We start from the raw sequence: 18,647 nt of genomic DNA on the forward strand, positions 1-18,647 counted from the left end.
TGCTGCCTGGCAAACCCTTCGCAACAACTATCCGGGGTGATTATTTTGGATGTAAAATACTTAAAGTACGTACTGGCCATTGCCGACAGAAAAAACATGACAAAAGCAGCGGAAAATCTCTATATCTCCCAGTCCTCCTTAAGCCAGTTTTTGACCAAACTGGAGCAGGAGATTGGCTCTCCACTTTTCTTCCGGGCTAAGGGAGAACTGACGCTGACTCCCGCCGGAAAACTCTATGTGGAAGCAGCCAAAAAAGTGATTCAAATTCAAAAGGAACTCTATCAAAACATTGCAAGTTTAGATAAACGGGGACATATCTCCGTTGGTGTCACCTCCAACTTCGGCCTGCGGATGCTCTCGGAGATTATTCCACAGTTCAAGGCTCTCTACCCGGAAGTGACCATTGAGATTTCCGAGACGAATTTCCCGGCTGTCAAAAAAATGCTGATGGAAGAAAATATAGATTTAGGAATTGCCGCGGCCCTGAATGCCGCTCCCTTTGAAGAGCAGACGGATATTCTGCGTGAGGAAGAGGTGTTCTTTGCTGTCTCCAGAAAACACCCTTACTGCCTGGAAAATCCCTCCGGCATCATCACACGGGAAGATTTAATTGAGCATTTTTCTCATGACAATTTTCTTCTCTCCAAACGTGGTTCCTCTCTGCGGGCATTATCTGACGAATTATTTGACAACTATTCGTTCTCCCCCATTGCTGTATGTGAGACTAACAGCATCTCCGCCACACGGAGCATGATAGCCAAGGATGCAGGTGTAGCTTTTATCGCAGAATCCTGCTCCGTGGACAGAGACCATATCGCCTACTACGCATTGGATCCACCGCTTTATCGGCAAAATGTTGTCATTCAGCGGAAAAACTGGGTGCGCAACGAGCCGGAAAATGTGTTTTATTCTTTTATTACGGAATATTTTTCCATTCATACGGAACGGCCTTATATGGCGGAGAATTATGAGATATAAAAATGCATTCGTGATAACAAAATAGACTGGCAGCCTGTTCATGCAGGGTCACCAGTCTATGTTTGATTGTATGTATGATTCCGTAAATTTAGATTAAGCCGGCAAGCTCCATCTCTCTCCGAATCCTGTCAAGTACCGGTCCTTCCGGCGTTGGCAGGTTGGGGGTGTAGGGGAGACCGATCTCACGGCCCCGCAGATTTGCCATGTCCTTGGCCGCAACCGGGAAGCTGGCTCCGTCCATGGAGAGGCGCACCGGGTTCAGCTTAAACTGGGCTTCCAAGGAGCCATTCAAGTCTCCGGCCACGAATTTATTGTACACATCCGTGATAAGCTCCGGCATAAAGTTGGCCGCGGTGCAGACGCCGCCCACCGCACCGTGGCACAGGGAGGCGTACAGCAGCGTGTCCTTGCCGCCAAACACTTTGAAGTTCACATCCCTTGTCCTGCGGATGAACTCAGAGGTCTGGGTGATATCACCGCTGGTATCCTTCATCCCCACAATGTTTTCCACCTCATGGGCCAGATGGTCCACCAGATTAGCTGACAGAGTGTAATTTACCCGGCCGGGATTGTTGTATAACAGCATCGGCGTCTCCGGCACGGATTTTGCAATGGTTTTGAAATGCAGATACAGCTCGCTCTCCGTCGGTTTTAAGAACATGGGCTGCAGAACGGAAATGCCGGCCGCACCGTTTGCCACGGCCATTTTCGCCAGGTGGCAGCATTTCTTCGTGCTGATGGCCCCAATCCCAAAATATACCGGAACTCTTCCGGCCGCCTGGTCCACCATGATCGTTAGACCGCGCTCCATCTCGTCCTCTTCGATGACATAGAATTCCCCGTTGCTTCCAAATGCCAGGATGCCCAGCACGCCGCCCTCGATGACATAATCTACCTGTTCTCTCAGCTTTTTCTCGTCAATGTTCTCCTCCTCATCGATGGGAGTCAGAATGGGCACGATAACGCCCTTGATAAAATCTGTATTCATATTCAAACACCTCTCGGACCGCCAAGCGGCCATGTTTTATTTTTTATGATTCCACCGTCGTATTGGCAATCTTTTCGTAGTATTTTACGATGCTGGAGTGGTCTTCCTTCTCAAAGCCGTCCGCTTTTAAGCCCTGCATGATTTCCATCAGCTGTCCGGTCAGTGGGACTGGGGAACTGATGGCGTGAGCCGCATTCAACGCATTGTTCAAATCCTTGATATGTAATTCAATGCGAAAGCCCGGTTTAAAGTTTCTGGCAAGCATCATGGGAGCTTTGGCATCCATCACCGTGGAGCCGGCCAGACCGCCGCGGATAGCCTGGTAAACCAGTTCCGGGTCTGTTCCCGCTTTCTTTGCAAATGTCAGCGCCTCGGACACTGCCGCAATATTCACAGCCACCACAATCTGGTTTGCCAGCTTCGCCACGTTGCCGGAGCCCAGCTCACCAACGTAGACCACGGAGCCGGCCATCACCATCAGCATGTCATAGTACTTGTCAAATAATTCTTTTTTGCCGCCGCACATCACGGACAGAGTCCCGTCAATGGCTTTCGGCTCCCCGCCTGATACGGGGCAGTCCATCATCTCGATGCCCTTTTTTGCCAGTTCCGCGCCGATGGCCTTGCTCTCGGTGGGGTCGATGGAGCTCATATCAATCAACACCGTGCCCGGCTTTGCACCTTCCGCAATACCGCCCTCGCCGAGAGCCGCCGCTCTCACATGAGGGGAGTTGGGAACCATGGTGATGATAACTTCACACTGGGAGGCTGCCTCAGCCCCGCTCGATGCTGCCACTGCGCCGCAGGAAACCACGTCTGCCACCGCATCTTTATTAAAATCATTGACTACCAGCTCGTAGCCGGCCTTTAACAGGTTCTTCGCCATGGGTCTTCCCATAATTCCTAATCCGATAAATCCAACCTTCATCTCAATTACCTCGACTTTCTTTGTTATATAGAGTTTCTTAGGAGGGGCAGCCGGCGCAGGCAAAGAGCTCTGCGCCAGCTTATGGATTCATTATAGGGTCCCATCGTCACGGAAACAATGGACGTTTGCCCAAACAATGAGTCAGAAAATATGCAAAAGCAATAGTCTTTCACTATAATGAAATATAATTGCTATTTAGTTTCATATTTATTTCACCCATTTCTCTATTCAGCATAAAAAATCTGCCTGCTTTCCAACAGTCCGTCCTTCTCCAGCTTTTCTATATCCATGCGCTGGGGATTGCCCGGGATATCCGGCTGGCAGTAAAATCTGCCATTTCTCTCTTCCGGCTGAAACAGCGTGTAAACGCCCACCGGCTTACTGATTGGCTCGTGATATTCGATCTCCTCTTCCTCATTGTAGAGACAGCCAAAGATGGCATTTAAGTAGATCCTTCCACCGGAGGAGAATCTGACCTGGTTTTCCCTGGCCAAATCACGAATTTTTAAAATGTCGTCGATCCGGGTCATACGTCCGATGGACGGCTGCAAGTGGTCCACCCCCTTCTCCACATAGGTTTCATAGGCGTAATAGGTTCTCATTGATTCTCCGAAGGCAATTGGCATAGTTATGCCCATCTCCTTCAAGCGTTTTATTCCGTTCATATCGTGGGAATGGATAGGCTCCTCAAACCAGGCCAGATGATAAGGCTTCGCAAGCTGCGCAAACTGCCAGGCTTCCTCCACCTCCCATCTCTGGTTGGCATCCACAGCCACACCGATATCTGCCCCCACCGCGGCTCTCACTTTCTCCAGCCTGCGGATATCCCGTTCCATATTGGTGCCGTTGTCGCTGCCGACCTTGAATTTCACCGTCCGGTATCCCTCTTCCACATAGCGGACCATATCCTCCACCAGTTCCGAGTCCTCCAGCAGCAGAGAGCCGCCGCCCTTGTAGGCGGCCGCCCAGTCTTTCTCCGCTCCCAGGAACCGGTGCAGTGGTTTTCCCGCCCGCTGTGCCAGAATATCCAGCATCATCAAATCCAGCTGGCCTACCTCCACCGCCTGGCTGCTCTGGAATCCGGAATTTCGGATTTTCCAGTACAGGGTATCCCTCCACTCATTGTAAGTCTTCGTCTCCCCATTCAGAATCATGGGCAGCACATTGGCCACAAAACTTCTCCCAACACTCAGATGGGCGCACGCCCCTTCGGAATCATACAACTCGATGCATCCCTGCTCCGGCGCATATTTCCCCATTCCGCCTGTTCCATCCTTAAATGGTTTCGGAAGCGGAATTGGATGGAAATGATAGTAAACCGCCTTCACAAACTTTATCCGGTCCTCGTAATCAAACAGATTTTTCATGATACTCCTCCTCACTCTGTTGTCCAAAGCATTCCTGGCTTTGATTTACCCAAAGTATAGCGGTGTTTCCAGTCCAATTCAATTGACAGAATCAACTAGAAAATGCATGCACATTTTATATATCGTGCATGCATTTCAATTATCGCCGTATTTATTTCAACTCATTTCAATATATTCCATTCTTATGAAAATTTGAAATGTCGATGTATTGGTTATTTTCCATCAAGTCCGTATTTTTTCAGTTTCCTCCACAATGTCGTGGTGCTGATTCCCAGCTCTTTGGCCGTCAATGCCCGGCTGCCATTATATTTCTGAAGAGCATGTTTCAGCAGGGCCAGTTCCGTGTTATCTTCCCTGCGGTCTTTCCTCTCTTCGGGTGTTTCTTCGCCCCTGATATCATTCGCATAAATGCCGCTATCCTGGTGATAAAGCTCCTCCAGCAGGTCTCTCACATAGCCCTCCGTGATGGTCCGCCGTCCTACCGTCAATATCATCCGCTCACAAAATGCCTCCAGCTGGATGCTGTTACCCTCCCACGGGTAATCCAAAAGCGTCCTTCTCGCCCCTGGGGTCATCACGTGATATCTGGAATACTGCTCCATATATTTTCTGGTAAAGGTGTCAAGCAGATACTCCACATCCTCCCGCCGGTCCTTCAGATTCGGAATCTTAAGCCGCAGGGATTTCAACGTGAAATAAAGGTCCGAGCGGAACTGGAAATTACTGCGCAGTTCCGTCAGATTTTTGGCCGTGCAGGCGATTATCCTGGTATCAATCATCTGGGTATCCTCCAGCCGGCCGCTCTTCGACAGCCTCTTTGTCCGCATGACGCGGGCCAGCTGGTACTGATTGGGGAGCGTCAGCTTGTCAATTCCCTGGATAACCAGGGTTCCGTGACTGGCCTCCTCAAGCATTCCAGGCTCCCGCCCCGTTTTCCCCGTGCCGGGATAGCCAAACAGCGCCTGTTTCTGCTCCTCCTGGGTCAGCCCGGCCATATTAATCATGATGAAGGGACCGTTTCTCCTCATGCTGTAATTGTGGATTCCCTGTACCACCGCATCCAGCTCCGGTCCGGAGATAGCTTCCACAAGCATAGGACTGGAGGACTGGGCATAGAGCTTGGCCAGCTCCACCACCTTTTTCATTCCTTTCAGATTCCGGCTGATATCGTCAAAGGTTCCATAAGCCACATAACCGCGCAGATACTGCTCCGTCCCTATATCCGCGCCCTTCATATCCAGCCGTTTTAAGCGGCTGCAGGAGAGAATTGCGCCATCCACCCGTTTTCCCACCACGATCGATTCCACGGACAGAACCACGGACTGCTCTCTGATCGTCAGAAATGTGGAGTAATTATCCAACTCCCCGCCCAGCACCTGCCGGACAACCGCTTCGTCCAGACCGGGAAGCAGCTTTATCACCGGCTGGCCCATGGCCTCCTCCTGGGTGCAGTCCAGTATCTGCTCCATGGCCCGGTTCATCACCAGAACCTTGCCTGACACTCCTGCTTTGATAATCCCATTGAAGGAGCTGTCCAGAATCGTGGAGAACTGGGCATAGTTATGCTGCTCAATCTCCGACATATAGTAGAGGGATTCCGCATTTTTCAGTGCCAGACGCAGGGCTTCCCCGGTGGATGCCATGTATATTCCGGGAATCCCCGCCTGCCGGCCGCCCTCCAGAGCCGCTTCCCCGCCGATAATGATATCCAGCCCATCTCCAACGGCCTGCTCGATGGTATTTCTCCATTCGTTCTTATCCTTCAGAATGTAACGCCTCAAATCCACATGATACAGCTCATTAAAATACGTGGTGTCACAGAGCATATCCCCCCAGCCGAATATGCCTATCCTCGGACATTCTTTTCCCACGATATCTTTGGCCCTCATCACCAGAAGGCCAAGCTCCTGGGCCGTCATCATGATTTCCGCGACTGCCACATTGGTATGATGACGGATTTCCACCGCCTGACGCCCACGTGCCACGATAATGTTCACGCCCTCCGATATGGCCTTCTGGGCTTCCGTCACCGCTTCCTCGGTGGTGATTTTCTTCACAATCACTACATGATGCTCTTTTTCTTTCAATATCTCCTGTGCCTGTTCAAACATTTCCTCATTTGGCACAAACAATGCAATTCCCGACATGCCCGTTCTCCTTTCCCGGTAGTTTCATTATCGTATAAGAAAATAAGATTTGCAACCTGTTTCTCCCACAGGCTGGCAACGGCATTTTCCCTATATATGAAAAATACCGGGGAAGATCATGTACATCTTCCCCGGGAAATTTTTTAATCAGTCTGTCAACTTTCCAGACACTCCGTCACTCCATCCATCAACTGTTTTGCAGCCTGCGCCGCATCTGTCTCTCCGGAGCTTAATTTTCCAAATACCTTATAGTAAACGCCGTCTGGATTTGCCTTTAAGTCATTGTGCTCAAATTTGGCATCCAATGGGAATTTGGAGTAATTGATAACTTTTTCGTTGGACTCCCTGACAAGCTCATCGCCGATTCCCTTTTCATTCAGCACTTCAACCGCTTTGGCGGAACACGGAATACCGCGTTCTGTGGAACTGATTTCAATTCCCTCCGGGTCGTTTAATAAGAATTCTATCAGCATTGCCGCCTCTCTCGGATGAGCGGAGGTCCCTGCCACTGCAAGGCCCATGGAAATCTTTGTGAAACCGCCCTGGTAGTCACCGAATTTCACGAAATCACCGATGACAAACTCCTGGCCCGGTTTGTTTAAGCTCTCCTCCATAGCCTGACGCATCTTGGTAGCAGAGGAGTCCCACTCGAAAATACCGGCATATTTTCCATCAATCCATTTCGCATTCTTGTCAATGGAATCGGCCATATCGCCGCTCACAACAGATAGAGTCGGAATGACGTGCTCCGCCTCCAGCTTGCAGAGGAATTCCAGCCCTTCCTGAATCTCCGCCTCCGTGTAATTTAACTGTCCGTCAACCACCCACGGTTTGTTATAGACAGATTCCAGATAATACACCAGGAAAATGGCTCGGTCGTATTCCTGAAGAATGAGCGGATAATACTCTTCATCGTATGCCTGGAAGGCAGCGCCTGCCACAAGCAGGGAATCCGTATCCGTCGGTATCGGGCATCCCACTTCCTCAAAGGTTGTCTTGTTCCAGTAGAACAATCTACCCGTCATGGCTACCGGCACGGCCATCAGTTTTCCGTCCACCTTGCACAGTTCCAGGCTCTCCTGTGGAAACTGCGATAAATCCAGCACGTCGGAATAATCCTCCAGGTTTGCAAAGGAAGTACCACCCTGACTGTACGACTCTATCCAGTTCCAGTTAATCTGCATCACATCCGCGGCATTTCCGCCGATGATATTCAACGACTGTTTTTCCTCCCAGCCGGTCCATGCACCGTACTCCGGTGTGACCTTGATGTTTGGATATTTCTCCATAAATGCGGCAATGGCTTTCTCCGTGGCCTCATGTCTGGAGTCACCGCCCCACCAGGAAAATTTAATCTCCACAGTCTCGTCGGAGGATGTGGTATCCCCTGCGGCCGCATTTCCCTGTGTTGTCTCCACTCCGCCTGTGTTCCCCTGTGCAGGCTGGTTTTCTGTGGCTGTCTTGTTTCCGCAGGCGCTCAGCATCAGCGCCATGGCCCCCAGTACAAAAAACATACTTTTTTTCATCATATCTAGCTCCCTTCTGTGCTTCTTTACCATGAATTATAGCGGTTCCTGTCAAAGCTGCCTATTGATAAAACCACAAAGAAAATGCGCGTCTTTTTCATGAATCAGACACGCATTTCAAAATGGAAGCATTTTATTGCAAATCTTCTGTTTTGTATTTCAATCTGTTTCAATATGAAATTGGGAATTCCTGATTTTTACCGGAATTCAATTCCATACTTCTTCATTTTTCTCCAGAGGGTCGCCTTGCTGATTCCAAGGGCCTCGGCGGTCTTCTGGCGGCTGCCGTCATAGCGGCGCAGGGCCTGGCAGATTTCCCGGGCTCCCTCGCTCATCTGATGCTCATCCGTGACAGCAGTAGTGATCTTACACCCGCCGGATACCGGGCGGATGGTTTGCTGAGCGATTTCCGGATAGAGATCACGCAGGCATTTCGTTACCATGATTTCATCAATACTTCTCCTATCCGCCGTCAGTATCAGGCGCTCGCAGAAGTTTTCTATCTGGAACAGATTTCCGGGCCAGGGATAGGTAAGCAATGCAGTCCAGGCCCCCTGGGTCAAGGCGTGATAGCAGGCATAGCGCTCGCAGCTCTCCTTCAGGCAGTCCTCCAGCTTCTGTCTTAAGTCCTCTGGCCGCTCCCGGAATGGTGGGATAGTGAGCGTCATGCCGCTCAGAAGGTAATAAAGGTCCTGGCGGATGCGTTTTTCTGCCAGCAGCTGCTCCAGAGGTGTGTTTGTGGTCACCATCACCCGCACATCCAGTTTCTTTATCTGGGCCACGTCCGCGCCGTGGCAGAGGTGATAGCGGATTAGCTGGTACAGGCGGTATTGGTTGGCGCCTGTGAGACAGTCTGCATCCTGGATGAGCAGGGAACCTCCGTTTACCTGCACGGCCGCCCCCTTCTCCCCAAACAGGAGGGCCCGTTGTTCCTCATCTGTCAGACCTTCACAGGGCACATCCAGAAACGGGCCGCTGCTTCGCAGGCTGCTGTTGTGGATGCTCTGGGCCATCATCAATTTCTCCGTTCCCGGTTCTCCCATAATGACAACCGGTTTCTCCGACAGGGCAAACAGCCGGGCCAGCCGGATGCATTCCTGCATCGCTTTCGAGGCCTGGAGCATGTCTCCAAACTGGGCCAGCGGTATCATCCCCATGCCCCGCTGCTTCTTTCTCCCGTCATCCGGGGCCGGCTGGCGCTTTTTCATCTTGTGGCAGGTCAGAATCCCTCCGTCCACCCGGCCTTCCACCAGCACCGGAGCCAGGACGGCGAAAATCGATGAGCGGTTCACCTGCATGAACAGGGAGTATTCCCGTCCTTCCTGGAATACCTGTTTCATGGCCTCGTTATCTATATCCGGAAATATGGACTGGATACTGCGGCCTGTCAGCCCATGCTCCTGTCCCTCCGTTTCATCCGGCGCCTGCTCCTGCCATCCCATCATTTCCGCCATCAGCGGGTTGACCGTAGTTATCAGACCTGAGGCGTCCAGCCGCATGACACCGCTGTATGAGTAATCCAGCAGCGTCTCCATCTGGGCCGCACTCTTTTTCTCCACACTCATGGCATAGTCCACCCGCTCCGCCATGGAAAATGCGTTCTTCAGCGAATCTTCCGTGATGGACAAAAACAGGGATGGTTTTCCCGCCTCCGTGGCTGCCTTCACCGCCGTGTCCCCGCCTATCAGCAAATCCGCGTCTTCCTCTACCGCTTTCCGGGCCGCTTCGGATAACTCACCGCCATGCTTTGCATAGTATCTGCGCAGTTCTATATCATAGAGTTCCTCAAAGTAGGACATGTCGCAGAACATGTTTTGAAAACCGACAACCGCAATGACTGGCCGGGGTTTTCTGATAATCTGCTTTGCCTTCATGATAAGCAGCGCCATTTCCTGTGCCGTCATAACGATTTCCACCACGGGAATGTCGGTGTACTGCTTGATTAACGACGCCTGAAGTCCCCTGGCTATGATAATCGACGCGCCGCCGGCGATAGAATTCCTGGCTTCCACCACAGAATCCTCTGTCTTGATAACCCGCATCTCCTGAATGGCATATGGTTTCTCCTGGAGGATGTTGTGAGCCTGGTACAGCATCTCCTCCCGCGAAACCAGCAATGCAATCTTTCCCATTGTCGTCTCCGTTTCAATTTTGAATGTATGATCAGATTCGTTTCAAAATCATTTCATTTACAGATACAATATACCACAAAGGATGAGATTTGGGAAATCTCTTTTACTGATTATCTTTCTGCTTCATGTACTCGTCCATGGCTTCCGCCACAATTTTGGAATAAGCCGTGGCTTCCACCACGGTTTTGGCCCCAAGCACCACGTCTCCCGCGGCAAAGATACCGGGGTGGGTGGTCTCGCCATACTGATTCGTCATCAGAAGACCGCTCTCGGATGCTTTCAGGCCGTCAGTGGTATTGACCAGCTTGCTCTTCGGACCCTGGCTGACGGAAATGATGGTGGAATCGGCATAGACCTGCTCAACTTCCTCGGACATACCGGTTTTATTGCCCTCCTCATCATAGTACACATCTCTGAATACGGGACCGTCGTCGGTTATCTCGACAATCTGTTTTGCAAATTCCATTCTTGCGCCGTCCAGCTTGGCGTAGGAGGTCTCGTGGACACTGGCGTTGCCGGTGAGTCCTCTGGCATAGAGAGTCACCTCCGTGGCTCCTTTTCTCAGAGCGGTTCTGGCTACGTCCATGGCGGAGTTGCCCATGCCGATAATCGCCACCCGCTCGCCCAAATCATAGGAGTCGGGATTGGCAAGATAGTCGATGGCAAAGTGAACATTTCCCAGGGATTCCCCTTTTACCCCCAGAGTCTTCGGTTTCCAGACTCCCGTGCCGATGAAAATGCTCTCGTAGCCGTCACGGAGCAGGTCCTTAATCTCCAGCGCCGTGCCGATAGCCGTGTTGGGGCGGACCTTGATGCCTATCTCCAGAAGTTTCTTCTTATACCGGTCCAGAACCGTCTTTGGCAGACGGAACTCCGGAATCCCGTAGCGGAGAACGCCTCCTATCTGGTCCTTGGCGTCAAAGATGGTCACGCTGTATCCCTTCTTGGTCAGCATGATGGCAATGGTGATACCGGCAGGTCCGGCGCCAATCACGGCTACCTTTTTCCCGTTCTTCGGCTCACATTCTATCTTCATTTTATCCAGACAGGTGTTGGAGATGTAGTTTTCAATACTGCTGATATGAACTGGCTGCCCTTTTCTGCCGAGGACGCAGTGGCCCTCGCACTGATTCTCATGGTTGCACACCAGGGAGCAGATGACAGACATGGGATTGTTCTCAAAGACCATCTCGGCGGCATCATTTAACTGCCCGTTTTTAAATGCCTGTATCATCTTCGGAATCGGCGTGTGAATGGGACAGCCCTCCTGACACAGGGGCTTTTTACAGTTTAAACAGCGGTTTGCTTCGTCAATTACATGAACTGCCATAATATCCTCCTCATATAAAACAATATTTTTTTCTCTCCCTTTATTTTACATATTCTGTTATGCAAATCAAGAAATGTTAATTTATCATCAAGTATTTTTTGATTTTGTACAATTACAAAATACAAAAAAGGCCCTGGCAGCTAGTTTGCTGCCAGGGTCTGGCCTGACTTTATCAACTCATAATTCGATTCCCAGTGCCTTCGCGATGCGTGCTTTTGTCTTTTCACTGCAGTTTCGGCCGTAGATAATATCGCTGATGGTGGATGTGGCCACTCCCAATTCTTTCGCCAGCTGGTGCTGGGGAATATCCTGCTCTACCATTGCGATCTTCATCTTTTTTCCAAAATCGGTACATGGGACTCTTGCTGCCATCTGTTTTCCTCCTTCTGTCATTCCTGTTATGAGTCATCCGTGATAGTTCTGTTCTTAATTGGCGGGCGCCTTTGATATCTTCATCGTTACCTGGATGGTATACCTCTCCTTCTGGAGACGGCTGGTATCCGACGCGGCTTCCCCGTACAGCCTGATTTGCTGGCTGCTTGACCTTTGAAGGGTCGTTATCTTCTTATTCTGCGCTCCTGATTCCAGTTTGGCTTCAGAAAGAACCTTTATCTCATCCAGCGTCTTGTTGTCCTCGGCGAGATACAGATTTACGGTTTGAAGGAAGGTACTTCCATCCCCGTTGCTGTCATCCTGCACCGCGATCACTGACAAATCCATATTCTGGTTGGAGTTGTTTCTGATTTCGCCTACGCCGGACTGTATCTTGCTGATAGCTCCATCATCCTTGTCACACTCAATATTGAACACAATATCGGACGGCATAACGACGCTGATGATGTCTACCGCTTTTACTTTTCCGGTCATGCTGAATTCATTGTACATTCCGTCTGCCGCGCCGCTGACCGCTTCTGTGGCAACCGTTGGCGGCGCATCCGTTGAGGAGGCCCAGACAGTTCCACATGTGGCAATACAGACAACTGCTGTCATTGCGTATTTCAATATCTTTTTTATAGCCATATGCTTATTTCCCCTCCTCACTTTGCTCAATCTGCTCCACTGGTGCCATTGGCTCACTCTGAACACCCTCTTCCACAATTCCGCCGGTGCTTTCTTCTTCCTGGCTTTCCACCCACACTTCATTCATGATGGCGGAACGTTTCTTCTTCTGTTTGATCATATAGTACAGCAATGCCAGAACCGCGGCTATTCCTGCTGCCCCTGCCGCCAGCCACCACCACCAGATGGCTCCTACCAGCGCGTAACTGGAACAGTGCTCCATTCTTGGTATTACTGCGAAACCTTCGCTGTCAAAACCGACATTGGTGTATAATGTCTCCGGTTTGCCTAAATCGGTGTTGTAGGTCTGATAAGAAACGGTTTTCTCCTCCGGGAAACCGGCAAGGTTCTTGACTCTTAAAGATGCCGGCGCTGGCAGGGGACCGTGGTAATTGATGCTGAACAGTTGTACCCGTCTCCATCTTGCAAGGGAACTCAATGCATTTTCCGCATTCTCGATGTCCTGACTGTCATTATGGATATACAGGTCAGTGTCAACTGCCTCCACCTGCTTCAAATCTTCGGATGTGAAATGCCATTCATACCATAAATCTTCATCATCGCTCGGATTGTAAATCTTCGATTTCAGGTTAAACCCTTTCTCTCCTGCAAAGGCAAATGCATTCTCCGATATGACCAGACTGCCTGCATCGCTGTGCGCTCCCGGAAGACTGTATGTCATCGTCATGGCGCCGGTCTCTTTGTCATATTCAACCGATAAATCTTTTCCTTCCGTATCCTCCTTCTCAAAGAAACCTGCCGGGAAGATGGCGGCGGCACCGTCTTTATCGCCCTCGCGGAATATAACCTGAACATCGGCTTTTTTCGATTTTGCCGTATCCATAACGCTGTGAGGGATTTGGGCCTGTCTGACTACCAAAGTTTCTGTTTTGGGCTCCTCGTTGATGACAATCAAACTCCAGCCATCCTCTTCGGTGTATCTCGTCCAAAGTTCATTATCTCCAAGAAGTCCTTTGTCATGCTCGGAAAATACGCCCGTTTTCAGAGGGTCCACACCCTCTTCTCCTGCCTCAATCGTTAACGGTTCTCCGGAATCGATGGAGTTGTTTATCTCATCCTCGGTAATCCGTATCCAGACACCATCTCCGCTTTCCGGCATGGTAGGATTCGTCTCGATGCCGCCTGGTGACTCCGGCTGATTGTCTTCGTCCTGGTTGTTCTCGTCTGTGGGTTCTGTGTTCTGGTCGTCTTCGCCTGGCTGGGTGCCGGCTGGATTTTGATTGCCGGTTGTCGGCTGACCGGGGATGATGGTGGTGTCGTCCTGTCCTGGAATATTTTCTCCAGTGTCGCCCGGTGTGATTCCACCTGGCTGGCTCTCAGAGGTATCAATGCCGGGGCCTTTACCTGTACTTGGACCGTTGGTTCCACTTCCGCCACCACCTGGACCACCACCACTGCCACCACTCTTATCTAGTGGCAGGTATACTTCTATCTCTACATTATCCTCTATACAAGTATATTCTACAATTTCACTTTCATAGCCTCCACAGCCAACATAAACATCATATTTCTGCTGCTCTACCAGACCTGTCAATGTTACTTTCCCTGTTTTATTTGTTAATGCATAGTTACTCCAACTATCAAGAGCTACGGTTGCATTTTCTAATAATGTTCCATCCTTACCGTCGTAAACCACAACCGTCACAGACATATTATTCTTCAGCACTTTCCCCTGCAGCTGAATATCCGCGGTTCCCCCATCACTTTCCACTGCCCCATATGTAAGCGCCTGCATCTGTGGCATCTGGAACAGGAGACAGGCCATCATCATGCCCGCCACCATTTTTCTTATTCTCATTCCCTTTTTCCGCCTGCCTTCCTCATTCGCATTTATCCACGTTTTACGATTTATGGATAAGCGTCCTTTTTACTTACTATAATACACTGAAGCAGGCTTGTTGGCAAGCCTGTTGTTAGAAACAAATTCCAAAAATGTTATAATTTAGTCAAACTTCTATCGCTACCCGACTCCCGATTCCATCCCTTCCTCTGTTTTTAGTCACAACAATTTTCTTATCTATCCGCTCCTTCAATTCCGCCACATGGGAAATAATCCCGACCATCCGGCTTCCTTCCGTCAGTCCCTCCAGCGCCTTCATGGCCTGGTTTAAGGATTCCTCATCCAGAGAGCCAAACCCCTCGTCCACAAACATAACATCCAGTCGGATTCCTCCGGCGCTTGACTGTATCTCATCGGAAAGTCCCAGCGCCAAAGCCAACGATGCCTGAAAGGACTCACCGCCGGACAATGTTTTGACACTTCGCTCCGTCCGGTTATAGTGGTCGATAACGTTCAATTCCAGCCCCGCCTTCTCCCGTCTGCCTTCCCCGTCCTCCTGGCGCTTCAACTCATACTGGCCACGGCTCATGGTCAGAAGGCGCAGATTGGCCCGCCTTATAATGCTGTCAAAATACGTCATCTGTATGTAGGTCTCCAGCTCCACCTTCCTCTTGCCATTCAACATTCCGTTGGCCGTGTCCGACAAAGCCTTCTTCCAGGTATATTCCCGCTCCAACGCCGCCATAATTTCCTGCTGCCCGCTGACTTTCTCATAGATTTCCCGGTTCTTTCTGCATGCAGTATACAGTTCTGTTCTCTCACCTGAGAGCCGCGCCTTCTCCTCCGCCAGTCGCTGCTGGCGCGCCACAATCTCTTCCTCCTTGAAATCGCCTTCCCCTTCCAGCTGTTTTTGAAGCGTGGCGATTGCGGACTCCCTGTCGCGAACCTGCTGCTGACATGCCGCATAATTCTGCTCCGCCTTATCCCGCTCTTCCTCCAGCCTCATTTTCCTCTCTTTATAAGCAGCAATCTCTGTTTCCAGTTCCTGTCTGCTCTGCCCGCCAAGAAGCACCTGTTTCTCCTCCATCTGTGCCGCCAATGATTCCAGTTCCGCCGTAAGCCGCGTCACCAAAAGTTCCTGCTGCCAGATTTCCTCCTCCAACTTCTTGAAACGAAGTTCCTGTTCAGGAATCAACTGTTCCAGCTGACGTTTCATTTCCAGCTTTCTCTCGCATACGGGAAGCTCCTGCCGAATCTGTTCCAGCCATCTTGTCAGACATTCCAATATGTAATTTACCACTTCATTTTTATCGCCATCCGACTCAGACGTTCGGAGTCCATCCCCTTCCTGTCCGTTTCTGTCAGCCACAGTCTCCCTTGCCGCCGCCACCTCAGACGTCCATGCCATACTGACGGCCTCTGCTGATAATATCTCCGGCCCTGCCTCTTCAAGCAGCTTGCTGCCCTCCTTCACAATCCGTTCCGTCTCCTCCTCGATCTGCGTGCGCAAATGTCTCGCGTCCCCGCTGAACCGCTCCACACAGGTCTCCGCCGCCGTCACATCTTCCTTCAGCTGCTCCAGCATTTCCTTCCCTGGCGCCTCCGCATGAAACTGGGCTAAAACAGGATGATGAACGGAACCACACACAGGACACGCTTCCCCTTCTGACAGCCCGCTGGCCAAAACCCCCGCCTGGGCATCCAGAAACAGCTGCTCCTGTTCCGCATAAAACCGGCGTTTCCGATTTCTCTCATCCGTGGCCGCCACATAGGCTTCCTGGCACCGCAAAAGTTCCACACGCCACTGTTCCAACTGGCGTCCCCGCCCTGCCAGTTCCTGAAGCTGCCGCCTTCGTCCTTCCAAAAGCGCCTTCTCCTCCCCGGCATTTTTTATCGTCTCCAGCTGCTTCTTCTCATCTTCTATTTTGTTCCCAAGCGCCAGTTTCTCCTCCGCCAGTTCCTTCTTCCTGAGCCGTGCTTCACGCTCCGCCTTCTGCTTCTGGGCTGTCTCCTGCAATTCTCTCTCTAAAGCCTGGTATAATTCCAATTTCTTTGTCCCGGCCTGAATCAGTTCCGCCAGTTCCTCACATGCCCCAGCCGCCTCTCGCGTCTCCTTTCGAACGGATTCGGCCCGCTCCAGTTCCGGCAGCAACACCCCCAGCCGTTCCTCATGTACCTTCAAGTCTTCCTTCAATTTCCCATACTGTCTCACTTTCCCCAACAGCTGGTTTTCCTTCTGTATCGCGGATTCCAACTTCCCAAGATGCCCATCCAGCTCTGTCAAATCCTTCTCATCCACCGCCAGCAGTTCTCCTAACAGCTCCATCCCCCGCTCCAGCTGTCCCTCAAACTTTGCTGCCTTCAACTCCGCCAGTTCCGCCGCCAGAGCGTGCTTAAACTCCCTCACGCTTCTAACTTCACAATCCAGTTCTGTACTGTCCTGCACTCCTGCGCTAACAGCCGCCGCCTCACAGGCCACCCCGCTCATATCCTGATAGACGCTCCGCCTCATCTCATCATAGACATTCCACCGCTCCCGCACATCATCCTTCAACCGGTTCTGTATCTCCTGATACACCCCCGTATGAAAAATCTGCCGGAATATCACACTCCGCTCCGCCGTCCCCGCCAGCAGCAGCTTTTGGAAATCCCCCTGGGCAATCATGGCAATCTGGGTAAACTGTCTGTAATCCAGCCCAATCAGCTCCACAACTGCCTTCGTCACCTCTTTCGTCTTCGTCACCGGCTGCCGCCCGTCGGGATAGACAAGGGTCGCATCCCCTTTCTGCATGGTCATTCCCTCGCCCCGCCCCTTTGGCCGCAGATACTCCGGATTCCTCGTTACCACATAGGTTTTCCCCTGGTAGCCAAAGGTCAGCTCCACAAAAGTCGGAACCTCATCTTTCGCATACTTACTGCGAAACATCCCCGTCTCCCGCACTTCTCCGCTGGCTTCCCCATAGAGCGCAAACGTAATCGCATCAAAAATGGTCGTCTTCCCGGCTCCGGTATCCCCCGTAATCAGATAAAGTCCCCTGCTTCCCAGACGTCCAAAATCAATCTCCGTCCTCTCCGCATAAGGCCCAAACGCACTTATAATCAATTTCTCCGGTCTCATAATACATCCTTCTCTTCCAATATCGTTCTGATCAGCCGCCCGGCAAACTCCTGCTGCTTTTCACTCATCGGCTGATTATTCTGAATCTCATAAAATTCCTCAAACAGCTCCAGCTCCGACTTCCGCTCCACATCCCCGGCGCCTTCCACTACCCGGCTCTCCCTGGTCCGCTTATTGTCATACTGAAGCCACATCAGATTTGGATAAATCACCCTCAATTTCTGCATCCCATCCGGAATATCCTCCTCATCCGTCAGCGTAATCTGAAGATAATCCTCTGTGTTCGTCCCCTGATAACATGACAGTGCTGTCACATCCAGATAGGTCCCCCGAATCTTTCTCATATCCCGCAGCGGCTTTAACGGAATCTTCCGGATTTCGACGTTCCCCTTCTCCTTCATTTCCACCACAGTCACCGACTTCTCCTGCTCCGCCTCCGAGAAGGAATACTTTAACGGCGTCCCACAGTAACGCACCGTCTCCCTCCCCACCTGCTGTGGGCTGTGCAAATGCCCCAGGGCCACATAGTCAAATACCTCAAACGCCTCCACATCCACCTGGTCCACGCCGCCTACCGACAATTCCTCCGACTCACAGCGGCTGGCCCCCGTCACAAATTGATGGGCCACAAGCACATTTCGTTTCCCCGTATCCACCTCCATATGGGCCACCGCCGCCCGCACCGCGTCGTCATAACTCTTAATCTCTTCCTCCTCAAAGGCATGGCGGACCACCGCCGGCTTCACAAACGGCAGAAGATAGACACACACCTCCCCATACTCATCTGCAAGCCGCACCGGCTCCACGCTTCCCTCATACACCGGAGACAGGAAAATGCCCCTGCCGCCAAGCAGCCTTGCGCCAAACGAAAGCCGCTCCGCCGAATCATGGTTCCCGCTAATCACAAACACCGGAACTGAAAGCTGTGCCAGGCTGGTCAGAAACTCATCAAACACCACCACCGCCTCCGCCGGCGGAACCGGCTTATCATAGATGTCCCCGGCCAGAATCACCCCATCTGCCCGCTCCTCTTTCACCACCGCCAAAATCTGCGCCAGGATATATTTCTGGTCCTCAATCATGGAAAACTCATGCACCCGTTTCCCGATATGTAAATCTGATAAATGAATCAATTTCACCGTATTCTTTCTCCCGTCAATCAAGATACTTCTATTATAATAGCCCCCATAGCAAAAAAGCCAGAGAAAAATGAATCTTGTCCATTTTTCCCAGGCTTTCCTGCCGCTTCCTATTTTAAATTTCATCCATATTT

13 protein-coding genes are annotated in these 18,647 nt (G+C 51.2%); 1 reads left to right on the forward strand and 12 read right to left on the reverse strand.

Annotated features, from left to right (window positions below; genetic code table 11):
* Positions 1-36 precede the first annotated feature (36 nt).
* Positions 37-978 (forward strand): LysR family transcriptional regulator, encoded by a 942-nt coding sequence (locus HMPREF9473_RS24305; RefSeq protein WP_243140392.1) that lies wholly within the window; start codon positions 37-39, stop codon positions 976-978.
* 88 nt (positions 979-1,066) lie between these two features.
* Here HMPREF9473_RS24305 and HMPREF9473_RS24310 read toward each other — a convergent pair whose 3' ends face one another.
* The 12 genes from HMPREF9473_RS24310 to HMPREF9473_RS24365 all read right to left on the reverse strand — a co-directional run bounded on the left by HMPREF9473_RS24310 (position 1,067) and on the right by HMPREF9473_RS24365 (position 18,639).
* Entirely contained in the window at positions 1,067-1,966 is a 900-nt protein-coding gene (locus HMPREF9473_RS24310; RefSeq protein ID WP_006782885.1) for a dihydrodipicolinate synthase family protein, read from the reverse strand.
* A 43-nt stretch (positions 1,967-2,009) separates the two neighbouring features.
* The gene (gene garR / locus HMPREF9473_RS24315) at positions 2,010-2,900 is read right to left on the reverse strand and encodes a 2-hydroxy-3-oxopropionate reductase (RefSeq protein WP_242830901.1); all 891 of its coding nucleotides are present in this window, start codon (positions 2,898-2,900) and stop codon (positions 2,010-2,012) included.
* Positions 2,901-3,118: 218 nt separating this feature from the next.
* The gene (locus tag HMPREF9473_RS24320; RefSeq protein WP_006782887.1) at positions 3,119-4,261 is read right to left on the reverse strand and encodes an enolase C-terminal domain-like protein; all 1,143 of its coding nucleotides are present in this window, start codon (positions 4,259-4,261) and stop codon (positions 3,119-3,121) included.
* Positions 4,262-4,473: 212 nt separating this feature from the next.
* The gene (locus tag HMPREF9473_RS24325; protein WP_006782888.1) at positions 4,474-6,408 is read right to left on the reverse strand and encodes a sigma-54-dependent Fis family transcriptional regulator; all 1,935 of its coding nucleotides are present in this window, start codon (positions 6,406-6,408) and stop codon (positions 4,474-4,476) included.
* A 155-nt stretch (positions 6,409-6,563) separates the two neighbouring features.
* Positions 6,564-7,937: an ABC transporter substrate-binding protein gene (locus tag HMPREF9473_RS24330; RefSeq protein WP_006782889.1), complete on the reverse strand. Its 1,374-nt coding sequence runs from the start codon at positions 7,935-7,937 to the stop codon at positions 6,564-6,566.
* A 194-nt stretch (positions 7,938-8,131) separates the two neighbouring features.
* On the reverse strand, positions 8,132-10,066 hold the full coding sequence (locus HMPREF9473_RS24335; RefSeq protein WP_006782890.1) for a sigma-54-dependent Fis family transcriptional regulator: 1,935 nt from the start codon (positions 10,064-10,066) through the stop codon (positions 8,132-8,134).
* Positions 10,067-10,169: 103 nt separating this feature from the next.
* A complete protein-coding gene (locus HMPREF9473_RS24340) occupies positions 10,170-11,396 on the reverse strand; it encodes an NAD(P)-dependent oxidoreductase (RefSeq protein WP_006782891.1) in 1,227 nt (408 codons plus the stop codon).
* 177 nt (positions 11,397-11,573) lie between these two features.
* Positions 11,574-11,768 carry a helix-turn-helix transcriptional regulator gene (locus HMPREF9473_RS24345; protein WP_006782892.1) on the reverse strand — a complete coding sequence of 65 codons (195 nt, stop codon included), beginning with the start codon at positions 11,766-11,768 and terminating at the stop codon, positions 11,574-11,576.
* Positions 11,769-11,822: 54 nt separating this feature from the next.
* A complete protein-coding gene (locus tag HMPREF9473_RS24350; protein ID WP_006782893.1) occupies positions 11,823-12,416 on the reverse strand; it encodes a hypothetical protein in 594 nt (197 codons plus the stop codon).
* 4 nt (positions 12,417-12,420) lie between these two features.
* On the reverse strand, positions 12,421-14,274 hold the full coding sequence (locus HMPREF9473_RS24355) for a hypothetical protein (RefSeq protein WP_006782894.1): 1,854 nt from the start codon (positions 14,272-14,274) through the stop codon (positions 12,421-12,423).
* A gap of 148 nt (positions 14,275-14,422) precedes the next feature.
* Positions 14,423-17,374 carry an AAA family ATPase gene (locus HMPREF9473_RS24360; protein WP_006782895.1) on the reverse strand — a complete coding sequence of 984 codons (2,952 nt, stop codon included), beginning with the start codon at positions 17,372-17,374 and terminating at the stop codon, positions 14,423-14,425.
* Positions 17,371-18,639 carry an exonuclease SbcCD subunit D gene (locus HMPREF9473_RS24365; protein ID WP_006782896.1) on the reverse strand — a complete coding sequence of 423 codons (1,269 nt, stop codon included), beginning with the start codon at positions 18,637-18,639 and terminating at the stop codon, positions 17,371-17,373. The genes HMPREF9473_RS24360 and HMPREF9473_RS24365 overlap by 4 nt, the downstream gene beginning before the upstream one ends.
* Positions 18,640-18,647: the final 8 nt, after the last annotated feature.

Source organism: Hungatella hathewayi WAL-18680, from assembly GCF_000235505.1.
GTDB lineage: Bacteria > Bacillota > Clostridia > Lachnospirales > Lachnospiraceae > Hungatella_A > Hungatella_A hathewayi_A.